General features: G+C 67.3%; 18 protein-coding genes and 1 pseudogene. 5 read left to right on the top strand and 14 right to left on the bottom strand.

Going from position 1 to position 21424, the window contains the following annotated elements; all coding sequences use genetic code 11:
- Positions 1-91 precede the first annotated feature (91 nt).
- The 6 genes from BW733_RS08175 to BW733_RS08150 all read right to left on the bottom strand — a co-directional run bounded on the left by BW733_RS08175 (position 92) and on the right by BW733_RS08150 (position 10354).
- Positions 92-3331, bottom strand: a complete 3240-nt coding sequence (locus BW733_RS08175) for a hypothetical protein (RefSeq protein ID WP_077349536.1) — start codon at positions 3329-3331, stop codon at positions 92-94.
- A 104-nt stretch (positions 3332-3435) separates the two neighbouring features.
- On the bottom strand, positions 3436-3951 hold the full coding sequence (locus tag BW733_RS08170) for a P-loop nucleotide/nucleoside kinase family protein (protein WP_077349534.1): 516 nt from the start codon (positions 3949-3951) through the stop codon (positions 3436-3438).
- A 226-nt stretch (positions 3952-4177) separates the two neighbouring features.
- Entirely contained in the window at positions 4178-4402 is a 225-nt protein-coding gene (locus tag BW733_RS08165; RefSeq protein WP_077349532.1) for a hypothetical protein, read from the bottom strand.
- Positions 4403-4651: 249 nt separating this feature from the next.
- Positions 4652-7999, bottom strand: coding sequence for an ATP-binding protein (locus BW733_RS08160; RefSeq protein WP_237268389.1), 3348 nt, complete (start codon positions 7997-7999; stop codon positions 4652-4654).
- A 2-nt stretch (positions 8000-8001) separates the two neighbouring features.
- Positions 8002-8883 carry a DUF4194 domain-containing protein gene (locus BW733_RS08155; RefSeq protein ID WP_077349528.1) on the bottom strand — a complete coding sequence of 294 codons (882 nt, stop codon included), beginning with the start codon at positions 8881-8883 and terminating at the stop codon, positions 8002-8004.
- Entirely contained in the window at positions 8876-10354 is a 1479-nt protein-coding gene (locus BW733_RS08150; protein WP_077349526.1) for a DUF3375 domain-containing protein, read from the bottom strand. The genes BW733_RS08155 and BW733_RS08150 overlap by 8 nt, the downstream gene beginning before the upstream one ends.
- Positions 10355-10503: 149 nt before the next feature.
- On the opposite strand from BW733_RS08150, the gene BW733_RS08145 reads away from it, so the two are divergent.
- Complete coding sequence (locus tag BW733_RS08145) at positions 10504-11271, top strand: hypothetical protein (RefSeq protein WP_077349524.1); 768 nt, start codon at positions 10504-10506, stop codon at positions 11269-11271.
- A 449-nt stretch (positions 11272-11720) separates the two neighbouring features.
- Here BW733_RS08145 and BW733_RS08140 read toward each other — a convergent pair whose 3' ends face one another.
- A complete protein-coding gene (locus BW733_RS08140; protein ID WP_161490180.1) occupies positions 11721-13832 on the bottom strand; it encodes a hypothetical protein in 2112 nt (703 codons plus the stop codon).
- Between the two features lie 186 nt (positions 13833-14018).
- Between BW733_RS08140 and BW733_RS08135 the strand changes: the two genes are divergently transcribed.
- The 3 genes and pseudogenes from BW733_RS08135 (at position 14019) to BW733_RS08130 (ending at position 15349) form a co-directional block, all read left to right on the top strand.
- Positions 14019-14303 carry a helix-turn-helix domain-containing protein gene (locus BW733_RS08135; RefSeq protein WP_077349520.1) on the top strand — a complete coding sequence of 95 codons (285 nt, stop codon included), beginning with the start codon at positions 14019-14021 and terminating at the stop codon, positions 14301-14303.
- A 41-nt stretch (positions 14304-14344) separates the two neighbouring features.
- A pseudogene (locus BW733_RS20095) lies at positions 14345-14455 on the top strand (DUF4236 domain-containing protein); the annotation flags it as partial.
- A 147-nt stretch (positions 14456-14602) separates the two neighbouring features.
- On the top strand, positions 14603-15349 hold the full coding sequence (locus BW733_RS08130; protein WP_237268348.1) for a tetratricopeptide repeat protein: 747 nt from the start codon (positions 14603-14605) through the stop codon (positions 15347-15349).
- Between the two features lie 111 nt (positions 15350-15460).
- Here BW733_RS08130 and BW733_RS08125 read toward each other — a convergent pair whose 3' ends face one another.
- Complete coding sequence (locus BW733_RS08125) at positions 15461-15847, bottom strand: hypothetical protein (RefSeq protein WP_077349516.1); 387 nt, start codon at positions 15845-15847, stop codon at positions 15461-15463.
- A 186-nt stretch (positions 15848-16033) separates the two neighbouring features.
- On the opposite strand from BW733_RS08125, the gene BW733_RS08120 reads away from it, so the two are divergent.
- Complete coding sequence (locus tag BW733_RS08120; RefSeq protein WP_077349514.1) at positions 16034-16954, top strand: phosphotransferase enzyme family protein; 921 nt, start codon at positions 16034-16036, stop codon at positions 16952-16954.
- 294 nt (positions 16955-17248) lie between these two features.
- Here BW733_RS08120 and BW733_RS08115 read toward each other — a convergent pair whose 3' ends face one another.
- The 6 genes from BW733_RS08115 to BW733_RS08090 form a co-directional block, all read right to left on the bottom strand.
- Complete coding sequence (locus BW733_RS08115; protein ID WP_152024626.1) at positions 17249-17671, bottom strand: CYTH domain-containing protein; 423 nt, start codon at positions 17669-17671, stop codon at positions 17249-17251.
- Positions 17672-17791: 120 nt separating this feature from the next.
- Positions 17792-18226: an NUDIX hydrolase gene (locus tag BW733_RS08110; RefSeq protein WP_161490179.1), complete on the bottom strand. Its 435-nt coding sequence runs from the start codon at positions 18224-18226 to the stop codon at positions 17792-17794.
- 8 nt (positions 18227-18234) lie between these two features.
- Positions 18235-18801 (bottom strand): class I SAM-dependent methyltransferase, encoded by a 567-nt coding sequence (locus BW733_RS08105; RefSeq protein WP_237268347.1) that lies wholly within the window; start codon positions 18799-18801, stop codon positions 18235-18237.
- A gap of 201 nt (positions 18802-19002) precedes the next feature.
- Positions 19003-19536 (bottom strand): hypothetical protein, encoded by a 534-nt coding sequence (locus BW733_RS08100; protein ID WP_152024625.1) that lies wholly within the window; start codon positions 19534-19536, stop codon positions 19003-19005.
- A 149-nt stretch (positions 19537-19685) separates the two neighbouring features.
- Positions 19686-20300: a response regulator transcription factor gene (locus BW733_RS08095; protein ID WP_077349504.1), complete on the bottom strand. Its 615-nt coding sequence runs from the start codon at positions 20298-20300 to the stop codon at positions 19686-19688.
- On the bottom strand, positions 20297-21367 hold the full coding sequence (locus BW733_RS08090; protein ID WP_077349502.1) for a sensor histidine kinase: 1071 nt from the start codon (positions 21365-21367) through the stop codon (positions 20297-20299). The genes BW733_RS08095 and BW733_RS08090 overlap by 4 nt, the downstream gene beginning before the upstream one ends.
- Between the last annotated feature and the right edge of the window lie 57 nt (positions 21368-21424).

The following is a 21424-nucleotide window of genomic DNA, read 5'->3' as shown; positions in this document are numbered from 1 at the left end:
AACGAACCCGGAATAGTGCTCAAGTTCCTCACCCGATCCATGGCGTCCTCGTGGCGGGAAGGCCTTCCCGCCCCCAGCCGGGGCCGCCGACTCAGAACAGGCCGAACAGCTTCCCCCGCTGCACCTTCTGGTGGTGTCTGGCGAACGTCTCGGCGTCGTCGCGCGACGGGTCGACCAGCGGGGCGAGGAGGTCGAAGACGCGACGGCGGTTCTCCGTGTCGGTGCTGCTCATGAAGCCGTGGGCGTGGGTCGCCCACTCGACGAGCTCGCGGACCTGGACGTCACCGTCGGGGTCGAGCCCGTGCACGCGCAGCGCCAGATACGAGGCGGCGGCCCTCGGCGACGCGTTGTAGGGCTGCCGAGGGGTGGCGGCGTCGTCGAGCATCGACTGGTACAGCAGCCAGCGCGACCATTCGACCAGGCCGTCGGCCAGTCCCTGGTTGCCGGACTCGTCGTAGGCGGCGCGCAGCTCGGCGAGCGCCACGAGCAGTGGGCCAGGATCGGCCCGACGCCTGGAGCCCGACCTGCGTTCGGCGTCGAGCGCCTGGCCGACCTCCTGCACCCGTTCGAGGCTGGCCAGCCGACCACCAACCCCGGCGAGGAGCTGGAAGATCCCGACGCGGTGCTGCCCGTCGCGCTCGACATCGGTGAGCGGGGCGAGCCTCTCGTACAGTTCGTCGACCAGTGCCCGGTCGTCGAGCGGCCGGAACACGTGCCCAAGGGCGGCGAGTTGCACCATGCTGCCGAGGTGGCGGTCGACGTCCACCTCCAGGTCCTGGGTGCCTGCACGGAGGAAGGCGACGATGGCCCTGGCCGTGCGCAGCCACTTCGTCCCGGCGGGGGCCTGTGACTCGTGGTCGCGGTCCCAGACGTGGGTGAAGGCGGAGGAGGCGTGCTGGGCGAGCGAGGCGTGCAGGTTCGGGCGGCGCTCGTCTCCGCGGTCGGCGAGGTAGGCGTCGATGGCCTGGCGGTAGCGGGGAAGGGCCTCCCAATAGACGAGCGACCCGGCGTCCGGGTCCTGCTCGATCAGGTCCGAGGCGGCGTTGACCGCTCCCCGTGCCTCGACGAGCGCGACGCTCGGCTGTCCGAGTTCGCCGATCCGGTCCCAGGCCTGGTCGATCAGGCGGTGGGCGAGGTTCGCGGTGACCTGGTCCATGCCGACGAGGTGGCCCTGGAGCCGGAGGATCACGGACTCGACGCCGTTGAGCTCATAGACCAACGTGTCGCCGGGCCACTGCAGGAAGATGCCCGCCACCCGGACGGCGTCGGTCCAGTTGGAGGCGTCGGCGTAGCGGTGGAACAGCCACATGGCGTGGTCGCGGATGAGGCTCGACCAGTCCTGCTGCTCGTACTCGTCGTGCTCGATGGCCCCGATCAGCATCGGGATGAGCTCCTCGGAGGTGCGCATCTTCGGCTCGAGGTCCTCCTCCCAGTCGTGCGTGGTGTGGAGCAGGAGGGCGCGCTCGACGATGGCGTAGTCGGCGTCGTTGTCGCGCAGGAGCTCGCGCATGAGTCCCGCGGCCTGCTCGGCCTCGGGGCGTTCGGCCTCGCGCACGATGTCGTGCAGGGCGAGCACCCTGGCGCGGACCGCACGTGGCGTTGTCGCGTGCTGCAGATCGGCGGCGACGCGGCGTGCCCAGGTGAGCGACTCGTCGCGGAGGTCGTGCTGCTGGAAGCCGTAGATGATGCGCCGGGCGAAGATGACGCTCGCCTCGACGACGTTCTCGTCGATGTCCGCGATGCCTCGTGAGTAGAGCTCCTCGAGGACCGGGATGTTCTCGCGGAAGATGTCGAGCGGGGCAAGCGCGCTCATGAAGGCGGGGCCGCCGAACTGGCTCTCGACCGCCCAGAGCCGCTTCGACGGGTCATCCGAGTAGAGCTCGAGGGGCACGCCGTCGACGGGCTCAATCCCTTCCGGCGGGCTTTCCCACTCGGGCATGACGGCCTGGGAGACGGTGAACCGGAAGCGGGCGAGGTCCTCCGGCTCGTCGCTGCCTCCGCTGCCGAGCCCTCCGAGCTCGCCGAAGCGCTCGGTGCCCGCCGCCGGATCGGACCTGGCGAGGACGGCCGCGGCGGTGAGGCGCAGCGCGGTGCCGAGGTGCGGGTCGGCGTTGGCGCGACCCGCCGCGTCGAGTCGCTCGGCGAGGCCGGGGCTCCTTCCTTCGCCGACGATCAACTCGAGGCTGGAGGGCAGCTGGTCAGGGGCGGCGGCGTCGACGACGGCCATCACGCGGTCGTCGTCTCCTCCGCGGAGGTTGAGCACCAGTTCCATGGCGCGGGTGATGCCGAGGGCGGAGTCGAACCGTTCGGCGAGGCCCTCGACCTGGTCGTCGCGGGAGGCCGTCTGGTCGAGCAGGGCGCGGTCGGCCCAGTCGCGGGCGATTGTCGCGGCGTGCCTGGGGTTGACGCGCAGCCTGGCGAGGAAGAGCGCGAACTGGGTGAGCAGGTCCGGGCGCGACACCGTCTGCACGCGGGCGTAGAGCCGGTCGTAGACCTCGGTGACGACGTCGAGGAAGGGCCTCTCGTCGAGGTCGCGGTTGCGCAGGTAGGCGAGGCCGAGGTCGACGCTGAGTGGGTCGGTGTAGGGGGCGGGAAGAGGCTCGACGCCGCGGCGGGCGTCGTCGAGGAGGAGTTCGGCCTGGTCCCAGGTCTGTTCGGCGCGGTACCAGCGCGAGTCGTCACTGACGACGGGGAGGGCGAGCGAGGCGAGCGTCATCAGGATGTCGCCCGGCACCTGGTCGCCGACGCGTGCGCGGAAGTCGGTGACGATCTCCTGCCAGAGGTCGGCGCGTCCCGCGGTCACCACCGACTCGGCGAACGGGGACAGCGCCATCAGGTAGGCGCGCGGCATGACGGTCGCCGGGTCGAGCGCGAAGAGCCGGCGCAGCAGGTCGAGCCTGGCCGGGGAGACGCCGTCCGATCCGTAGCGGACGAGTCGGCCGATCGCCTGCGAGCGGCAGAGATCGGTCAGGTCGAGGGCGGCCAGTTCCGCGGACGCGGAGGCCAGGTCGTCGAGCTCGGCCGCGAGGGCGGAGATGCCTTCGTCGGACGGCGAGGCACCCGCATCGTGCGCGCCCCACATCATGCGGGAGATCAGGTTGACGGCGGTCAGCACGTCGTCGCCTCGGGCGGGCTCCGGTCGGGGCGCCGGGTCCTGGAAGGAGGCGCGCGAGATCCGGAAAAGCTGCTCGACCTCCCCGCGCAGTCGCGGGTCGCGGATGGAGCCGGCCTCCTCGAGCAGCGCCTCGAGCCCCGGGATGTTGACCTGCGGATCGAGCGGCGCCCGCGCCCACCGTCGCACGAGCGAGGAGGCGAGCGTCCAATCTTCCATGGGACAAGCCTAGGCGTCGGCCGGGCCGCCACCGGGGCCGTCGACCTGGCGGCCCGTCGGGAGGCCTCGCCGTGGCGGCCCAACGGGTCGACGCACCCCGCAGGTCAGCGCCCGCTCGACAGCCACCCTTCGACCGCCGCGACGGTGTCGTCGACCCTCTGGCCGGTGGTGTCGAGGCGGAGACCGGGGGCTTCGGTCCAGGCGTCGAGGTCGGCCTTGAGGTGGGTCCAGTGCGCGGCGACCTGTTTGGCGCGACCCGCGTCGCGCTCGGCGATGGCCTCGAGGCTCGGGGTCAGGATCACCAGCAGCAGCGACGGCCCGAGCCGCCGCACGTACTCCTCCCACAGCGCGGGCCACAGCACGACGTCGGAGATCGCGACGTCGAAGCCGGCGTCGGCGAAGTTGCGCGCCAGGTCGGCCAGGTTCAGCCTCCGCAGGGCCAACTGGGCCTCGGCCTCGTCTCCCGGGTCCTGTCCGGGCAGGACGGCGCCCGACACGACGAACCGCTCGCCGACGTCGTCGGTGTCGAGGTGGACGCCGCGGTCCCGACGCTCGGCGAGCGCCCTCGCGACGGTGCTCTTTCCGGAGCCCGGCAGCCCGGAGACGATGGTGATCGACATGCCGCCATCGTGTCACGCCCCGGCCGGCTGCGCCGTCTCCTCCTGTTCGAGCTGGGTGTAGGCGATCTTGCCGACGAGGGTGGTGGGCAGCTCGTCGCGGAACTCGACGCTGCGGGTCACGGCGGGTCCCTACTTCAGCATGAGTCGCTCAGAAGGATCCTCGTCGAGCGTGAAGTGCGACACGCTGACCTGCAGCATCGCGTTAAAGCGCGTCAGTGGCCGATACTTAGCCTGCCGCCTTCGCGAAGTCTCGCGCCAGGTCGAACTGGGTCTTATATGTGAAGCGCTGCGTCGGATCGCCGGTGTGCGCCCAAACGATCATCGCTTCAACAAGGTCGCGGAGGTACTGCAGCACGTTCTTCGACAAGAACCCGCGGTCGGCCGTGATCATCGAGATGTTCCTCTCGATGGCCTCGCTGGCGGCGCGTACCTGGCCCTCGATCGTTGGCATCAGCCCCCTTACCTTACTGTCGCGATTGCCCGCTCAGGTCTTCCGGAGCGCGTGCTGCTTCTCGGATTCTCGCGGATCTTGGACGTTGTCAACCTGTTTAGGACAAGTCGGTAACCAAAAGTACGCGACTAGCAGCTGCTGGGCTGTGCAGAGCCACCGTGCCGGTGGAGGTGACGCATGCAGGGACCCGGCGAAGAAGGATGCCTCTATCGTGATTCGTGAACTCGGAACCTCACCTGGGCGCCCACCTCAGCCCGCCAAACCCACCTTGGGCTTCGCCCACGACCGACCCTGGGTGTCCTTCAAGATGTCGTACTCCACGTCCACGTGCGGCTCGATCGCGCTGTACTTGTCGTTCGGCGCGCCGATGATCAACTGGAAGCCCAGCCCCCTCCACGCGCCGATCGCGCGGGCGGTGAAGTGGGCGTCGGCCTTGATCAGGGCCTCGTCGAGGAACACCGGGGCGTAACGCGGGCGCTCCGACCCCGCGTCGCCCAGCTGGTAGCGCAGGGCCGCGCCGACGATGAAGGCGATCAGCTCCTGCGACTCGCCGCCCGACTTCTCGCCGATGTGGTCATACAGCGCCACGTGCTTCTTCGTGACGGCGTCGACCCGCTCCGCGCTGACCCGGACGTGGTTGCGCACGTCGATCAGGTCGGAGAAGTCGGGTGCGGTGCGGCGGATCCGGTCGATCAGCTTCGACATCCGCGTGTACGCCGCCTCGCGCTCCTCGTCAGACGACGCCGCCTCGATCAGGGCCCGCACGTCGCGCAGTTCCTTGCGGAACCGCGACCTCACGACCGACTGGTTCTCGCGCGTGGCGATCTGCAGCCGGTGGTCGTCGTCGTAGAAGGGCAGGTCCTGCATGATCAGGTTGATCGGCTCGATCCGCTCCCGGATCTCGCGCAGCGACCGGCCGAGCGTCGAGTCGAGGTTGGTCAGGTCGTTGCCCGACAGGTTGAGCAGCGAGTCGCGCCACTCGGCCTCCAGCTCGTGCAGGCCGCTGGTCTCGAGGTCCTCGAGGATCCGTTCGAAGTCCTCGACGCCGCCATCCGGGTCGGCGAGCAGGTTCGGGTTGGGCCAGCGGTCGAGGAACGTGGCGAGGGTGCGGCGCAGCGTCTCGCGCTGCTCCCCCAGGGTCTCCTGCGCGTTGCGCTGGTCGGCCGACAGCCGCTGGGCGGCGTTCTCCAGCGCCGCGTCGAAGCGGCGCAGCTCGTCGGAGGCGGAGGTCGAACGTTCGCCGTCGGGGACGTCGAACTGGCGGTCGAGGTAAGCGGCCTGCTCCTCGGTCAGCTCGATCCCTGCGTCGCCGGCGGCCTCGAGGGTCTCGTCTGCGGCGTCGACCTCCTCCATCACCTGGCCCCACTTGTCGGCGAGGCGGTCGCGTTCGTGCTTGGCACGACCGATGTCCTCCCGCAGCGCGGTGACCTTCTCCTGCGCCTTGGCGATCTGCTGCTGGATGCGGGCGATGGTCGGGTTCCCGGTGGTGACCTCCTCGATGACGCCGTGCCAGCGGCGACGCTCGTCCTCGAGTGCGTCGACGTCGACCTGGTCCCAGGTCAGGTCCGCGACGACCCCGTAGGCGGCGTTGCGCGCGTCGATCGCGTCGAGCGAATTCGCGGCCGCGTCGAGCGCGTCGATGGCGTCGCCCAGGCGCCAGCGGGCGTCGTCGATCTGGGCGGCGAGGTCGAGCAGGCGGCGCTGGTTGGAAAAGCCGAGCACGTTCGAGCGACCGTGGCCGCCGTGCGCGCCGCGGCTTCCCTGCGACATCTGGCCGCTCATGGTCAGCGCGGTCGAGTGGCGCTTGAGCTCCTCGGGGGCGGTGACGCAGACGAAGGAGAAGCGGTCGACGAGGCGGTCCTGCAGCCAGCCGGTGAACGGCGACGGCTTGTAGTCGAGCCGGCCGGGGAGGGTGCGGTCGTCGCGCGGCGGCGACAGCGGCTGCCCGACGGGGACGCCCTCGTAGCGGAGCCGGACGGGGGTGCGGACGGAGTTGATGGCGGTGCGGAACAGCGGCAGCCGGTCGGAGTCGATCAGCAGCGTCGTCGCGAAGCCGCCGAGCGCCAGGTTGAACGCCTCGCGCCACGGCTCGAACTCGGTGCGCACCTCGATCAGCTCGCCGACGAACGGCAGGTCGTCGGTGCTGAGCCCCGCGGCCTTGGCGAGTAGCTCGCGCGACTCGTGCAGGGCGGCGGGGATGTTGTCGCTGCGGGTCTGGGTGCGACGGCGTTCGGCCTCAAGCTCAGCGACCTCACGCTCGGCGGCGGTGCGGGCGGCTCGGGCCTCGGCGTAGGCGTCGCGGGCGCCGGACTTGGAGTCGCCGTCGGCGAGCGCGAGGCGGGCACGGTCGGCGAGGGCGGCGAACTGCTTGCCGCTCTTGATCTCGACGCCCAGCGTCGCGAGGGCGGCGTCGAGGCGTTCGCGCTGGCGTTCGACCTCGGTGGCGCGGCGTTCGACGTCGCGCAGCTCGCGCTGGGCGGTGTCGAGCTGGTCACCGCCGGAGGTGCGCAGGACCTCGGACATGCCGTCGCGCTCGGCCTCGGCAGCCTTGGCGAGTTCCTGCTTCTCGCGGACTGCCTGGTCGGCGCCGAGCTTGCGGGCGCGCAGCTCGGTCTCGACGTCGTGAAGCAGGTCCTGGCGTCGGCTCGCCTGCCAGAGCGCGGCGAGGGAGGAGGGGTCGTTGAAGTGGCCGACGGCGCCGATCAGGCGCATGCGTTCCGCGGCGTCGACGATCCTGGCCTTCAGGCCGCGGATGGGTTCGAGGGCGCGGACCTGCTGGCGCGCCGTCAGCATCCGGTTGCGGGTGGAGTCGAGGCCGTCGAAGTGGGCGACGACAGCGTCGGCAGTGGCAAGCGTCTCGGGCTCCTCGAGGACCATCTTCTTGTAGAGGTCGTCGACGGTGGTGATCTGCTGGCCTGCCTGGATGCGGGCGAGCAGGCTCATCGCCTTGTTGCCGGAGCCGGCGGCGCCGATGCCGAGCGCGGCGTGGAGCTTTGCGGAGAACTCGCGGTCGGTGCCGACCGTCTCGAGGCCGGTGGCGCGGACGGAGGAGTCGCTGAGCCGATGGGTGGCGGCCTGCTGGAGCTGGCGCAGGTCGAAGTCGCCGTCGAAGGTGGCGCGGATCCGCACGGTGTCGTCGAGGATGCGAGCCGACGTCGGGATGTACCAGGCGCGCACGGCGGTGAAGCGGGCGCCGTCGTGGTCGGCCCAGGTCATGGCGACGGCGGTCCAGGTGTCGGTGCCGTCGCCGCGGAGGACGCGCATCTTGGTGCTGCCCTCGTCGGTGCGGGACTCGTCGAGCTTTCCGCGGCCGTAGGAGACGATGTTGCGCTGCTCCTGGCCGCGGGGGCGGCCGGTGACCGCGCCGTTGGAGGCGCCGTTGAACGGGGTGGTGTGCGGCATCATCAGGGCGATGTAGGCGTCCATGAGGGTGGACTTGCCGGAGCCGGAGCCGCCACAGAGCATGGTGGCGGTGGGGGCGAAGCGGACGCGGTGGTAGCCGTCGTAGCCGCCCCAATTGACCAGTTGGAGGTCCTCGGCGACCCACTGCTGCATGCGGGAGGCGGCGGGGATGAGCCCGAAGAGGGTGTCGAGCATGGTCACAGCGTGTCTCCTTCCTCGTCGTCGCCCAGCTGCGGCTGGGTGCGGGGGTCGGGGCCGTCGTCGGCCTCGTCCTCGGCTTCGTCATCCGTCTCGGGGCGCTCGGCGAGGGGGTCGCCGGCGTCGAACTCGGACTCGTCGACCTGGCCGAGCTCGTCATCCTCGTCCTCGGAGTCTTCGTCGTCGACGGCGTCGGTGGGGGACTCGTCGACGGGACGGTTGCGGGTCTCGGCGGTGTCGCGGAGCCAGGCGGCGAGCTCGCGGAGTCGCTCGGAGCTGAGCACGATCTCGACCAGGGAGCTGATCCGGTAGCGGCCCTCGGATTCCTCCTCGATGACGCCCTCGTTGCGCAGTCGCTGCAGGGCGCCGCGGATGGCCTTCTGGCGGCGGGCGGTGTTGCCGTCGGATTCGGCGAAGTAGGTGAGCACCGTCTGCTCGACCTCCTCGACGTCGACGCGGGCCGACTGCTCCCCCGCGCTGGATTCGCGCTGGTAGACGGTGCGCAGGTGCACGAGGACGAGGGTCTCGGCGCGGCTGTAGGCGTCGTCGCGCAGGAGGATGGGGACCTCCATCTCGTCGGATCGGACCTGCGACTTGTAGGCGACGCCGCGGTCGTGGTCGATCTCGAGGCGGACGAACAGGTCGTTGAGGCGCGACTCGATGACCTGCTGGTTGTCGAGCAGGACCTTCCAGTCGTCGCGGCTGCGGTCCTTGAGCACGAAGCGGCGCTGGAGGAGGCGGACGAGGACGCGGCGGATGTCGTGGTCGAGGACGCCGCGGTCGCCTGCGAAGAGTTCGCCGGGGTCGTTCTCCATGGCGACGGGCGCGATGAAGCCGGTGACCTCGTCGGCCACGGCGTCGGTCTGGACCTCGTCAGTCATGCGGGTGCTCCTTGGTGGTGCGGGCGGTGACGGCGCCGAAAGCGAAGCGGCGGCTCGTGCCGTCGGGGCGGAGGGCCTCGACGATGGAGACGTCGTCGCCCTCCGTCATGCCGTTGCGGTGGGCGATCTCGAGCAGGCCCAGCAGGTCGACGGGACGGCGGACCTCGCGGGACCCGCCCTCGAAGGCGCTTGCCAGGTCGAAGTCGTCGCCGAGGGTGGCGACGTACTTCTCGAGCTCGACGTAGTGGGGGCCGCCCCAGGAGCGCTCGTCGGCGTCGAGGAAGTCGACGTCGTCGTCCTCGCCGTCACGCAGCGGGTCGGGCGCGCCGGGTGGGCGGATGTCGCTGAGCGACTGGCGGAGGTGGCCGACGTCGGCGACGGGGAAGCTGCGCAGCGGGTCGATGCGGTCGCCGGGGCGGGAGGTCTGCATCCAGGTCTGGAGGCCGGCCATGACGTCGCGGAGGAGGTCGTCGACCTGGCGGTCGCGGATGGGGTCGTGGGTGCGGACCTGGGCGGTGATGACGTGGCTTGCCCGGCGCTGCGCGGCCAGGACCTCTTCGACGCCGAGCTCGACGCGGCGGCTGATGGCGCGCAGGTCGGCGCGCTGTTCGTCGTCGAGGAGTCGGGCGAACGGCTTGGCCATGAGGGCGGCGAGCTGGTTGGAGAGTTGGTCGATGTGTTCGGGCTCGCCGATCAGGCGAAGCGCCCCCGCGAACGCGCGGCCCTCGGGGGTGGCCTGCATGACGTGCTGGCCGCGTTGGAGGTACTCGCGCAGGACCTCGCCGGTGGGGCGGATGTCCTGGCGCAGATCGGTGACGACGTCGCGCTGCATGGCCTTGATGGACTCGGCGACGCGGGAGAAGTCGGCGGGCAGCTCGCGGGCGAGGTGGAGGATGTTCTCCGCCTCCTCGAGCAGCTGCTCCTCGTCGGCCGGTTCGACGGGGCCGCCGCCCTCGAGGCGGGCGATCTCGGCGTCGAGGTCGTCGCGTTCCTTGCGGAGCTTGGCGAGGCGCACCTCGGGGTTGTCGTCGGCGTCGAGGCTGAGCCGGTCGACGGACTCGAGCAGGGTGCGGACGCGGGACTTGGTGACGCGGGTGCGGCCGCCGCCTGCGCGGCCAGCGACCTCGAGCGCTCCGACGGCCTGGGCGGAGAGCCGGTAGACCTCGACGTCGTCCTCGATCTGCGGGACGAGCCAGCCGACCTTGACCCAGTGTCGGCAGATCTCGCGGGCGGTACCTGAGGGGAGTCGTCGCTCGTCGTCGTCATAGCCGGCGGCGCGGAGCTGGTCGATGGTCTCGCCGATCTCGGCGTGGGCGTCGGAGACGGCGACGGTCGGTCGGTCGGGGGTGAACACGACCGAGAGCGCGGCGACGACGAAGGGGGCGTATCGACCGTGGAGCAGGTCGAGCATCGGGTTCCTGAAGGCCGCGACTGAACGCCGGTAGGCGGCCTCCGCACGCGTGTTGGACATCGGGAGTTAGCTTAGGCGTGGAGGGGCTGGGTGGGCGATTCGGCCGGTGAGGACTGGAACTCCATCGGCAGGTGCTCTTGGCCTACCCGCTACCAATCGGCGCACGCCCAAGGGCGGTCGAGGGACGAGCCACCGTTGTAAAGTGGAGCATGCAGTTCACCTTGGCCGGTCGGTCTTTCGAGTTCACCGCCGACATCGTCCGTCGCAAGCTGGCTGGCCACGTACCCGAATCGATCCAGGAGCACTGGGTTGAAGTCGACGGCGTCCGTTGGCCGGTGAAGCAGGTCATGGCAATCGCGACCGGGCTCGAGCGACGTCGCTTCCAGTCCCAGAGCAGCCGCCGCCTGCTCGAACGCCTCGGCTTCTCCGTCGGCCAGGGTAAGGCCTTGACCTCCGCGAGTCCGAGGAGTGGCAGTGGTAGGGCGAGGGTCGACCCCGCTGCGCTCCAAGTCTTGGAGTACGTTGACGTACAGGTCACCTTCCAGTGGCTGAAAGCTGGCCCGATCACTCTGGATGCCGAGGGGCTACCCAAGTTCCCGCGGCTGCCGCGCGTGCCCGGCCTCTACCGCTTCGATTTTGGACGCGACGATGACGGCGTGCACACCCTCTACATCGGCGAGTCAGTCAACCTAGCCCGTCGTGCGAGCAACTACCGCAACGCAAAGACAGACCAGAGCCGTCAACGCACCAGCCGCCGGATCCACAAGGAGATCGTCAAGCACCTACAAACCGGCGCCTCCATTGAGTTCGCGATTGCCCCTCACGTAACTATGCACGGCGGCGAGGACACTGACCTGCGCCTGAAGTCTGCCCGCTGCTTGGCCGAGAGCGCGGCGGTCCTCATTGCTCAGACGACGCCGTCCACGCGCGTCCTCAACATCGACGTGGACCTTGGGGAGCCCGATGCCGTGAAGTGACCCGGCGACGTGCGCTCGCGGATGCGCACCTGAAGCTGGCTGCCGCCACGCAGGACTGGAAGGCAAGTCCAGCACCGTCGTGACAAGGCCACCCGACCGTCTCAAACAGTCGCCGGTTCAAGCGGCCCTAAACTTAGACAAGCTCTATTCTTCCTGGTCAGAGGGGCATTTCTGCGTTACGACGCCAACTCAGCAAGCCTCCCCATCGGTGGATCGAGGCTAGCTAATCTCCGGGCAGCAATGGCCGACCCAGAGACTGTTTTCGACTTCTGACCTTGTCCGCCTTGAGTTGATCGGACCTAGCGGAAGCTTGGCAGGAGGTCTTCATCAGGCCAAGGCAGAGTTCGGCCACGTCAATGAGTCTCACGGATCGCGACAGTCAGTCGCAAGCACCCTGTCCAACCCGCGACGGGAGCCTCAGAATCGCTAGGCGTGGCCTGGACCAGCACCTACGACATCGTGTTCGTGAGGTGGGCTCCGATGTACCCGACGTACACCTTGCCGGTGGTCGCATAGCAGTCGAGGAAGTACATGCGGGGCGACACCATGCCGATTGGCGCGAGCTTGAAATGGGCCTCCATCACTGCGTGGCCAGATGCGTCAGCCTCGATCGGGACGGGAAACTCGCGGAGATCGCCCCAGCGCTCCATGGTGGCCTTGGTCTCCTTGCCACCGAACTTGTTAGTGGGCATGGATCGGTAGCCGTTGGGAGTCTCTCGGAAGTACTCGCGCACGCCTGTGCTGCAGAGTCCGCTCGACCGAGCGCGCAGGTAGTCCGCGAGCGCGAGATAGCCATCCCACGCAGCATGCACGGCGTTCCCGAGTGTGTCGTGCTCATCAAGAACCAGCACTTCGTTCTCGTTGCCGGTGAAGAGCACCCCGGCCTGCTCGAACTCTCCACAACGCTCCAGCAGATCCGCGAAGCTATCGGGATAAACGGTGTATGCCTCATTGGGGATTGCGCCGTAGGCAGCTTCAAAGTCCTTCAGCTCTGCCAAGCGACGCTTCAGGTAGGCGTTCTCGTCGCGCAGTTGCGAGGCTGCGTCGCCCGCGACTCGTGCGTCGAGTTGCGTGTTGTCGTACGCAGCCTGCAGCGCCGAGACCCGCGCCTCGAGCTCACTTTCCCGCGAATCGCGCTCTGCAAGTTGGGATTGGAAGACCGACACATTCGCCTGCACGGCGTCGACGTGTGCTGCCCTAGCGGCGAGAGCCGTGAGTGACTCTGGTGTCAGGTCGTCCAGCCCGAGCGAGGTTCTGACAACGTCGAGAACCGCTCGCGCCTGGGCGAGCTGGGCCTGGAGCGCCGCTTGACGCTCCCGTGGCGCCAGATCTGTGGGGTCCGTCTCAGGAGCCCTATCAACGACGGCCCGGCTGTCCTCGTCGGAACGGTCACGAACATCGATGGGCGGTTCCGGAACCGAGGTTGCCCCTGCCTGCTCGAGTAGATACTCGACGGTGTCAGGAGTGACGATCGGTTCCGCTCCGGCGGCCCCAGCGTCCGCAGTCGACGTCGTCTGATGCGGCTTCACATGCGCCGGATCCGCCAGGGGCACGCTGGTAATTGACTCGACCAGAGTCTGGTCCTCAAGCCGCCTGAGCACCCGGTCAACAGCGGCATACCCCTCGATCCGGGGAGTCAGCGATGCATGCCTTCGGGCGATTCGTCCGAGGAGTTGCTGGATCACGTCGTCCCGCTCGCGCACAAGCCGATCTGTTGTCAGCCACTTGTGCCGGAACCCGTCAGAGCGGACGGCCGGGTCCACGTCGCCATGGAAGGTGCGGATCGTCCAGGGTGCGATCGAATGCGATGGGCCCAGCGCCTCCGCCACGTAGGCCGTGGCCTCGGGCGTCAGCACGGCCATCTGGCCGAGGCCTCGGACCTGGGTCACCCATCGACCGACCTGTGCGGCGAAGGCGCGGAAGTCGATGCCCGCCTTGTCAGATCCCGCGACGAAGTAGAGACCGCGGCGTTCCGGGTCCGTCAGGCGTTCCAAGAAGTCCTCGGCATTGCCAGGGCTCACTATCAGCGGCTTTGACGTTACGGAAGAGAGCCCGTCGCGCGTCCGGAGCGTGTCCAGTAGATTGGTCGCCAGCCGGGGCACTGCCGCCCACCGACCGTGACTGTTTGCCACCTGTAATGCCAGCCATGGGTCTCCCGCACGAGGAACCGAAACCGTCAACTGGGTTCGCCACACTCCCTGCGTCCGCGTCTCCTCGGTCAGGCGGAACCGAAACTCCCGGCCGGTCTTCGACTCGTGGTGAAGAGTCAGCAAGTCGCGGCTGTTCTCGCGGTCCGTCTGGAACCCATTGCCATCGAACCTCGGATCCCACGCCTTGGGTCGGTGACGCAGCCAGGAAGCGACCTGAGCGACAGCTTCGTCGATCACGTCACGGCCGTCGGGCTCGACCGCTAGCGACATCAGGAACGCATTTGACGCTGCCCGCTCATCCACCAAAGTTTCAGGTTTCCTCACATTGGCGAGCGTAGAGACGACCGCCGACATCTGTCGGACAAACCAGGAAAACGCGTGGAGTCCATGACGGGTAGGCGGGATGGACATCCGGGATCGTCCCATCCGGCGGTGGCCTTGGCGATTGTGGGCCCTCGGGCCGCTGAGTTTCTCGACTTGAAGACTCCCGAGCCGACGAAACGCCGACCCGACCAATATCGACAAATTCAGATACTCAGCTGATATCTGGAAAACTTGATAATCGCGGTATGTCCTGAAATCCTGATAGGTGACGACATGACCACGAGGACGCCACTGCTGCGAGCAGCGGGCGACTTCGGGTTGGCCATCCAACAGGCACGCATCGCGCGCGGCAAGACCCAGACTGAACTGGCCGACGAGATCGGCGTCACTCAGTCGAGGATCAGCGCCATCGAGTGCGGGCAGACGACGATCCTGCTGGCGAGCATCCTCGAACTGGCCCACTCGACCGGCATCTCGCTGACCGCCACCTGGGAGGACGACGATGCGCCCTCGCCGTTGACCCCTGAACCTGCCCGATCAGTTCAGAGCGAAGGCTAGGTCCGGCTGCGGCGGCATACGGTGGCTGCTAGGTTCGGGGCATGGGGTTTCGTGTACGCAAATCTTTCAAAGTCATGCCCGGTGTGCGCATGACAGTCACCACAAAGGGCCTCAGCGCTTCCGTGGGATCAAAGGGCAACCGAGTCACCATCAACTCTAAGGGTGGAGTGACCCAGACAGTCGGAATCCCTGGGACCGGAATCTCGTACTCGAAGAGGTCCGGTGGAGGTTCACGTGCGCCACGGTCCAGCAGCGCACCGAGATCGGTGGGTGCAGACGCGCCCATCCAGCCCCCGCACGTGGCAGCCAAGCCGGGCATGCTGGCGCCAAAGTGGGAGAAGGAGCTCTACAGGGCAGTCACCACCGGCGCCATCGGCTCGCTCGGGAGCATCGCGAGCCGGTTCCCCGAAGCACGTCACACCTGCATGGTCCTCGATGCGTTCGCTGGCTCGGGCTCCGAACAGTCAGGCGCTCTCTTCGAGGAAGTGTGGCGCTCCGGTTACCGACCTGAAGATGATCGCTTCCTGCAGACCTATATGAGCAGAAGCACCGGAACAGTTGGCATCGCTCCAGGGGTCTACGTCACGATGCCGCTGAACCGAGACCTGATCGGGCTCACGTTAGCTGAGTTCCGGCAGGCTCAAGGCGACCTCCCCGGCGCAATCGAAGCCATCGAGTCATTGGATCCGACCTTTCCAGCAGCGGTTTCACTGGCTGAGCTCTACAACGAAGCAGGTCGTCACGCCGAGGTGATCGAGCTGACCAATGGGGTCACAAACGAAGATGACTTCACGTCGTTCCTTCTGGCGCAGCGTGGCGTCGCATTCACAGAGCAGGGCTACTTCGACGCCGCTCGCGAGGCGTTCAAGCAGTCTCTCGCGAGGCGCAGCCAAGCCCAGGCGATCAAGCACAACACGCTTGCCCACCGCGCAGAGACTTACCGCCGAGAGGGGAAGCGAGCAATGGCACGAAAGGACTTGGAACGCATCCTCGCCGACGATCCGGCCTTTCCAGGACTCGCCGCAGCCTTGGCTGAGGTCAGCTAGGGGGACTGCCGACCGGTTCGTCTCAGGCGCGGTCCGGTGCAGCGTGAGGCCTGGCCGCCCCTGGCGCCGATGCCGTCGTCAGGGGCAGCCCCTCAAGGTCCGAGGTTCGGCTCAGAGCTTCGCCTCCGAGACCGAGTCGTCGATCACGAACGACACGAAGGTGTCGCCGTCCTCATCCTTAGACTCGACGTTGTAGGCGCGCCGACCGACCAGCTTCTCGACGGCGCCCGCGAGACGCTCCAACCGAGAGTTCGCGAACAGGTCGACCCGGCCTGCCGGGTTCTCCGGCTTGTCGACCTCCTCGGCCTCGATGTGGCACCGGAACTCGTCCAGGACGTCTTCCAGGGGGTACTGCGACTCCCCCTGCTCGAGGACGTACTCGAGGGCAACGACGAAGTAGCCGTCATCGAGCTTCTCGAAGATCTCGGTCTTGTCCGTGGGCCGGAAGTTGGCGGTGTCGTCCAGGAATGCCGGATGGGCGGTGCGGGTGAAAAGCATGATGAAGCTCCCTCAACTGTGCGGTCAGGTAGGGGCCAGTCTGCCGTCAGGTCGTGTCACCAAGCGGGCCAGGAGCGCAGATGCCCCGGCTTTCATCCCTCGAGCGGCCTGACACAGCCACAATCGGGCGCCAGAGCCGTAGGGTCGGTCTGAAGGCACAAGACGACGCGAGAGTAGAATCAGCAGATGACACGGCCCGAGAAGCAACGGTCGGCGGATCGCATCCTATCGAACGTCATCGCCAGACATGCGCTCACGAACGCCGTGGTCAGTTACGTCACGTCATCGTTCAACACCATCTATCGAGTGTTGGCCGACCAGGGCGAGTTCATGCTCCGTGTGGGCCCTCCACAACGCATCCATGAACCACATGTGACACAGGCCGAGGAGGCCTGGACAGACCGGATTCGGGAGGCCGGACTCGCCGCTCCACAGATGATCCGGACATTGGATGGCAGCGCCGTCGTCACCGAAGAGCGCGGAGCGGAGCGCCAGGCCGTGCTTTTCACGTGGATGGACGGCACCGGCTTTCAGTGGCCGCTCACACCGGGTCAGGTCGAACTGCTTGGCGAACTGAGTGCGCAACTGCACAGTGCTGTGTCACCCAACGCTACTCGCGCGCCAGGTGTTCTCGATGCCAGCCGCCCGATCCTCTTTGCCGCCCCCGACCTGCTTTCCACCGCACCATCGGCACACCGTGCGCTCTTTCGGCGAAGGTTCAGCGAAGCTCAGGCGTGCCTACGCGAGATCTGGTCGACCGCGCACGAGATCCCGCGGGTGTTGCACTTCGACCTCACGCCTAGAAACGTCCTTCAGCTCACGGATGGTCGGCTTGCCGTCATCGACTGTCAGGACCTCGCGTGGGGGCATCGGGTGCAAGACATTGCGAACACGCTCTACGGCATCACGCGGGGAAAGCTGGACGAGACGGTCACCGCGCTGTTCCGGGCTGGCTACCAACGCCACGCGGCTTGGCCGGATCTGGACGCTGGACGCCTCCGTCAGTTGTTCATTGCCAGAAGGATCGTCATGATCAACTTGGCCCTGATTCTTCGTCGCCCTGGTCTCGCAGCGTATCTGGATAACCATGCTGCGGCATTGAGCTGACTTGACTCTGCCGTCGCGTCCTGGAGTGAGGCGTCCATCGCGTCACCGCTGGGGTGAGAGCAGACACCAGGTTTGCCTGCGCAGTGGCGACGGGATACTGCGGGCCATCGATCATCAGAGCCAGATCGCCTGGCTGAGCAGGATCGCGGCAACCACCGGCTCATCCACCGCCGGGCCGGTACCGCGCGCTTCGCTCAACGGCACAGGCCAGGCGGGCCATCGCAACGAGGATGGTCCGATCCGCGTCCAAGGTGGGTGGTCAGGTAGCCATCATGGGCGGACCGCCCGCCGAGCTCATCGTGCTGCGGGCTGCGCGTCGCCTCTTGCCAATGCGAGTCCTGCTCCGGTCCAGGCCTCGTCCTTGCTTAGGTCCTGCAGCGTGTCCAGCCAGTCTGGAATGCCAGCGGGCGTCTGCTCACCGTCGTCAATCTCCGCAACGAGGCTGCCGTCCTCGCGCTGGTCGATTGCGACTGTTGCTCCACCGAATCGGGCGATGTGTCGTCGCTTCCGGAGCGTGTGCGCAGGCAGCGAACTGAGCAGGTTCCACTCCTGGTTGTTGAGGTACAGATTGGTACACGCGACCTCGTGGGGGCCTGCGTCCAACCGGACTTTGTGGCTCAACTTTTGGGTGACCGTCCCATCCGCATCATGCACTTCGCGGAGACGTAGTCGTGTCCCGATGACGTATCGATCGACGATGTCCTGCGTACTGGTCACCACATCGGGAACCGGCCGTAGGACGTAGCGGCGTTCTCGTTCGACTAAGGCGTACTTCAGTGGGTGGTCCGGATGACCTCGCCTTTGCTCGCCTGATGCCGCCTCGCCCGCTGAGGACTGTCATCCCAAGAGCACGTTGATGGCCATGTCGACGATCGTTCCGCGTGACTCCAGCGCAGGGAGCTCAGAAATCGGCATCCAGCATGCGAACTCAGTCGAACCATCGGTCTCGGTGGTGCCAAGCTTGCCGCCGATGATGGTTCCGGCGTAAAGGAACCGCTGGGCTCGGAATGGCCTGGTGTCGGCTGTGGCAGGCGCAGTTTCGTAGGAGTCGGCGAGTATCCGCTGCACCGATACGTGGTAACCGGTCTCCTCGTAGGTCTCTCGAATGGCAGCATCGCGTAACGGTTCGTCGAACTCTATGCCCCCACCGGGCAGCGTCCAGCAGGGCGGATTAAGTTCATCCCCCCGGAACCAAGTGAGCAAGACTCGCCGCTGCTCATCCGTGAGCAGCACGTACGCTGCCAGACGTGTGTCGTACTCGGTGAAATGCATGTGCTCTCTCATTCTTTCGGACTTGGGCGCGCATTGATCAGCCAGGAGCTGTAGTGCTCGGTCACGGTGCCACCGAGTGCTTCGACGATTGAGGATGCTTGTCTCACCTCAGACTCCGACCAGTCGCTGAAAGTCGCAAACAGAGTGTGGACCTGGTCGGCGGTCAGCTCGATCGACCAGCGGTAGCGGTGCACCTGCTCAACGGTGAAGAGAGACGTCCTGGCGATCTTCGTCGCGGTGTGATCGGCGTCCTCTGGGTTCCCTTCTCGGGTGGCACCTCGGCGGTCGACGATGCGCTGGAGCTCGTGTCGGAATGGGCTGACTTCCGCGTCGGGGTCACCGAAGACATTGCGCCAGACCAGGAACCTGGCTTCGGGAGTGAGTGCTGTGTGAACGAGCGGCAGCACGACATCAAGGTCCAGCCAGTGGATTGAGGTGGCTGCGACAGCGAGGTCGAAGGACGCGGTCTCCGGTTGGATGTCTTCAGCGCGCGAGCGCACCACAGTGGCCGTGGGGAACCTCTCTTGAAGGATTGCCGCCAGCTTCTCGCCAGGCTCGACCGCGAGCACGTCCATTCCGCGGGCAAGGAGTTCGCTGGTCGCCTCTCCGCTACCGGCTCCGAGATCAAGTGCCCGTCGTCCGGGTTCGACCAGGCCGGTGGCTAGGACATCTCTCCACAGCGCAGCCGGGTAGGGCGGTCGGGCAGAGCCGTAACTAGTCGCCACTGCGTTGAAGTGCATCGGATCGGGACTGTTGCTCATTGGCGTACCTCCGGCTCAGTGGGGCAGGCCGGACCAGGCGGACACCAGTAGCGCAACGGCGAGCCCGAGATCGAGGACGAAGCAGGCTTCGGCGAGTGAGCGGCTTACCACTTTGTTGCGGACGAAGTGCGCCACGTCCCAGGCGGTGTGGCCGATCGCGGCGATCGCGGCCAGACCAATGGTCCAGGTGGTTCCGGACATCATCGCTGCCAGAGCGATGGCGGTGTAACCGAGGAAGCCCACGGTCTGTACGACGATGGCACGGCGGTGGGTGCCGGCGGCGCTGATGAGCCCGAAGACTGACAGGCCGATGCCGATCACGATCAGTGTGGCGGTGGGGTCCAGGCCGGTGAGTTTGGCGAGGACAACCGCGGCGCTGGCGACGATTACCATCACCCAAACGCTCCGCTGAGAGCCGAGGACGGCCGCCCCGAGGTAGCAGGTGGCCGCGATGATGATGATCATGGCGGTGACGTGGGGGTCGGCTCCACTGGCCAGGTTGGCGAGCAGAGCCAGGAGGCCGAGCGCGGACGGCCAGCGGGAGATCACGTGTCGGAATCCCCGTGCAACCCGGCCGGCTGCGGGCTGGTGGAGGTGACTGTCGAGGTGTGTGGTGTTGTTCATAGCCTCAGTCTGGGTGCGACGAGCGCCTGGTGATCCCGTGGGTTTGTCACGAAGATCCTGGGTGGCACGCACGGTCAAACCCAGCCGTTCTCGCGTGCGATTCGATGGGCTTCTGCTCTCGACTCGGCATGGAGTTTCTGGGCAATGGACGCTAGGTGGTTGCGCACCGTGCCGGGTGAGAGAAACAACCCGCGCGCTATATCGCGCACCGGACGATCCGCTTGCGCGGCTAACAGCACCTCGGTCTCGCGAGGGGTGAGTGGGCTCGGCTGGATGGTGAGGGCGTCTGCGGCGAGAACTGGGTCCACGTAGCGTTGTCCTTCGTGGACGCGGCGGATCACGTCCGCAAGGGCGGTGCCAGGCGCGCCCTTGGCGAGGAATCCTTGGGCGCCAGACAGCAGCGCTTGGCGCAACAGATACGGGCGTCCGTGGCCGGTGAGGATCACGCCGGCGCACTCGGGCAGGGTGCTGCGCAGCTCCTTGATCACGCTGATGCCGTCGAGCTTGGGCATCTGCAGGTCGACGACCGCGACCGCTGGCCGATGCCGTAGCGCTTGCTCGACTGCTTGTCTGCCGTCTGGAACGGAGCCGATCACCGCAATGTCCGGCTCGCGTTCCAGGAGACTCGCCAGGGCCACCCGGATCAGTTCGTCGTCCTCGGCCAGGAGAACCCGGATCGGCGTTGTCATCGGGAACCCGCGGCTTCAGCCGAGCACCGGACGCAGAGTTCGAACCAGGACTCGTTTTGGACAATGGACATGCTCGCGCCCTGCGTGGCGCAGCGTGCAGCGAGGCCCGCCAACCCGGTGCCGTCTGACGACTCCCAGCGCCTGGACACGCCGTCGTTGGCGATAGTCAGCCTCAGGTGAGGTCCTTCGGTAGTGAGTGAGATCGCGACCTGGGTAGCCGCACTGTGGCGGAGCAGGTTGGTCACGGCTTCCCGGGCCACCGCGGCCATGAGCTCGGAACAGGCCTGGGATGCCCGATTGATCACGTCCTGAGGTGCGTCGATGGACACTCTGATCCCAGCTGAGGAGAGCACGAGTTCAGCGGTGTGAAGCTGGCTGGGAAGGTTGGTGGTCAATTGGTCGTGCACGGCCTGACGCGCGTCCCGAAGCGTTTCCGCGGCGAGCGTGCGGATCTCGTCATTCTCTGCGAGTTCTGCTTTCAAGGCGATAATGCTGAGACGATGCCCGAGTACATCGTGAAGCTCGCGACTGAGTCGCAATCGTTCCTGAGCGATCACGAGGTCTGCCTGTGCCGCCCGGCCGGCCTGCGCCTCCCACAACAGCCGGAGCATCCAGACCAGCGCTTGGCACATCACCCAGACCGCGGCGGCCGTCGTGAGTGTGATCGGGACGCCCACCGCAAGCGACGCGTGAAAGACCTGGCCACCGACCAGAGTCGCGGCCGCGAGTATCCCTCCGGCGGCTGCAGCCATGCGCCAGCCGAGCAGGGCGGACGCGGCGATCGCGAACCCGGCCAGCCACGCCCAGGGTCGCTGAGCGAGCTCCGCCCATAGGTGCGCTGGCGCCCACAGCGCCAATGAAACCGTCACGAGCAGTGCGGCCCCGAACCACTTGGGGCCGCTGGTGAGGTCGGGGCGCACCGAACACCAGAGCACCCAGAGCAGCGCAGCCCCGAAGCCGGTGAGACCAACCACATAAAGGGTGCGGAGCAGCGCGGTCGGTGGCGCGGTTAACGACCACGGGATGATCACCGCCCAGGCGAAACAGGCCATCAGCACGCCCAGCACGGATCAGACGAGGTCTCAGCCGGTGCCGTTGCAGCAGGCTGGACTCCGACGCCACGT

Origin of the sequence: Tessaracoccus flavescens, assembly GCF_001998865.1 — a bacterium.
GTDB classification, from domain to species: Bacteria; Actinomycetota; Actinomycetes; order Propionibacteriales; family Propionibacteriaceae; genus Arachnia; species Arachnia flavescens.
Note: the sequence above shows the minus strand (reverse complement) of the source record. Positions and strands in the feature narration are given on the sequence as shown.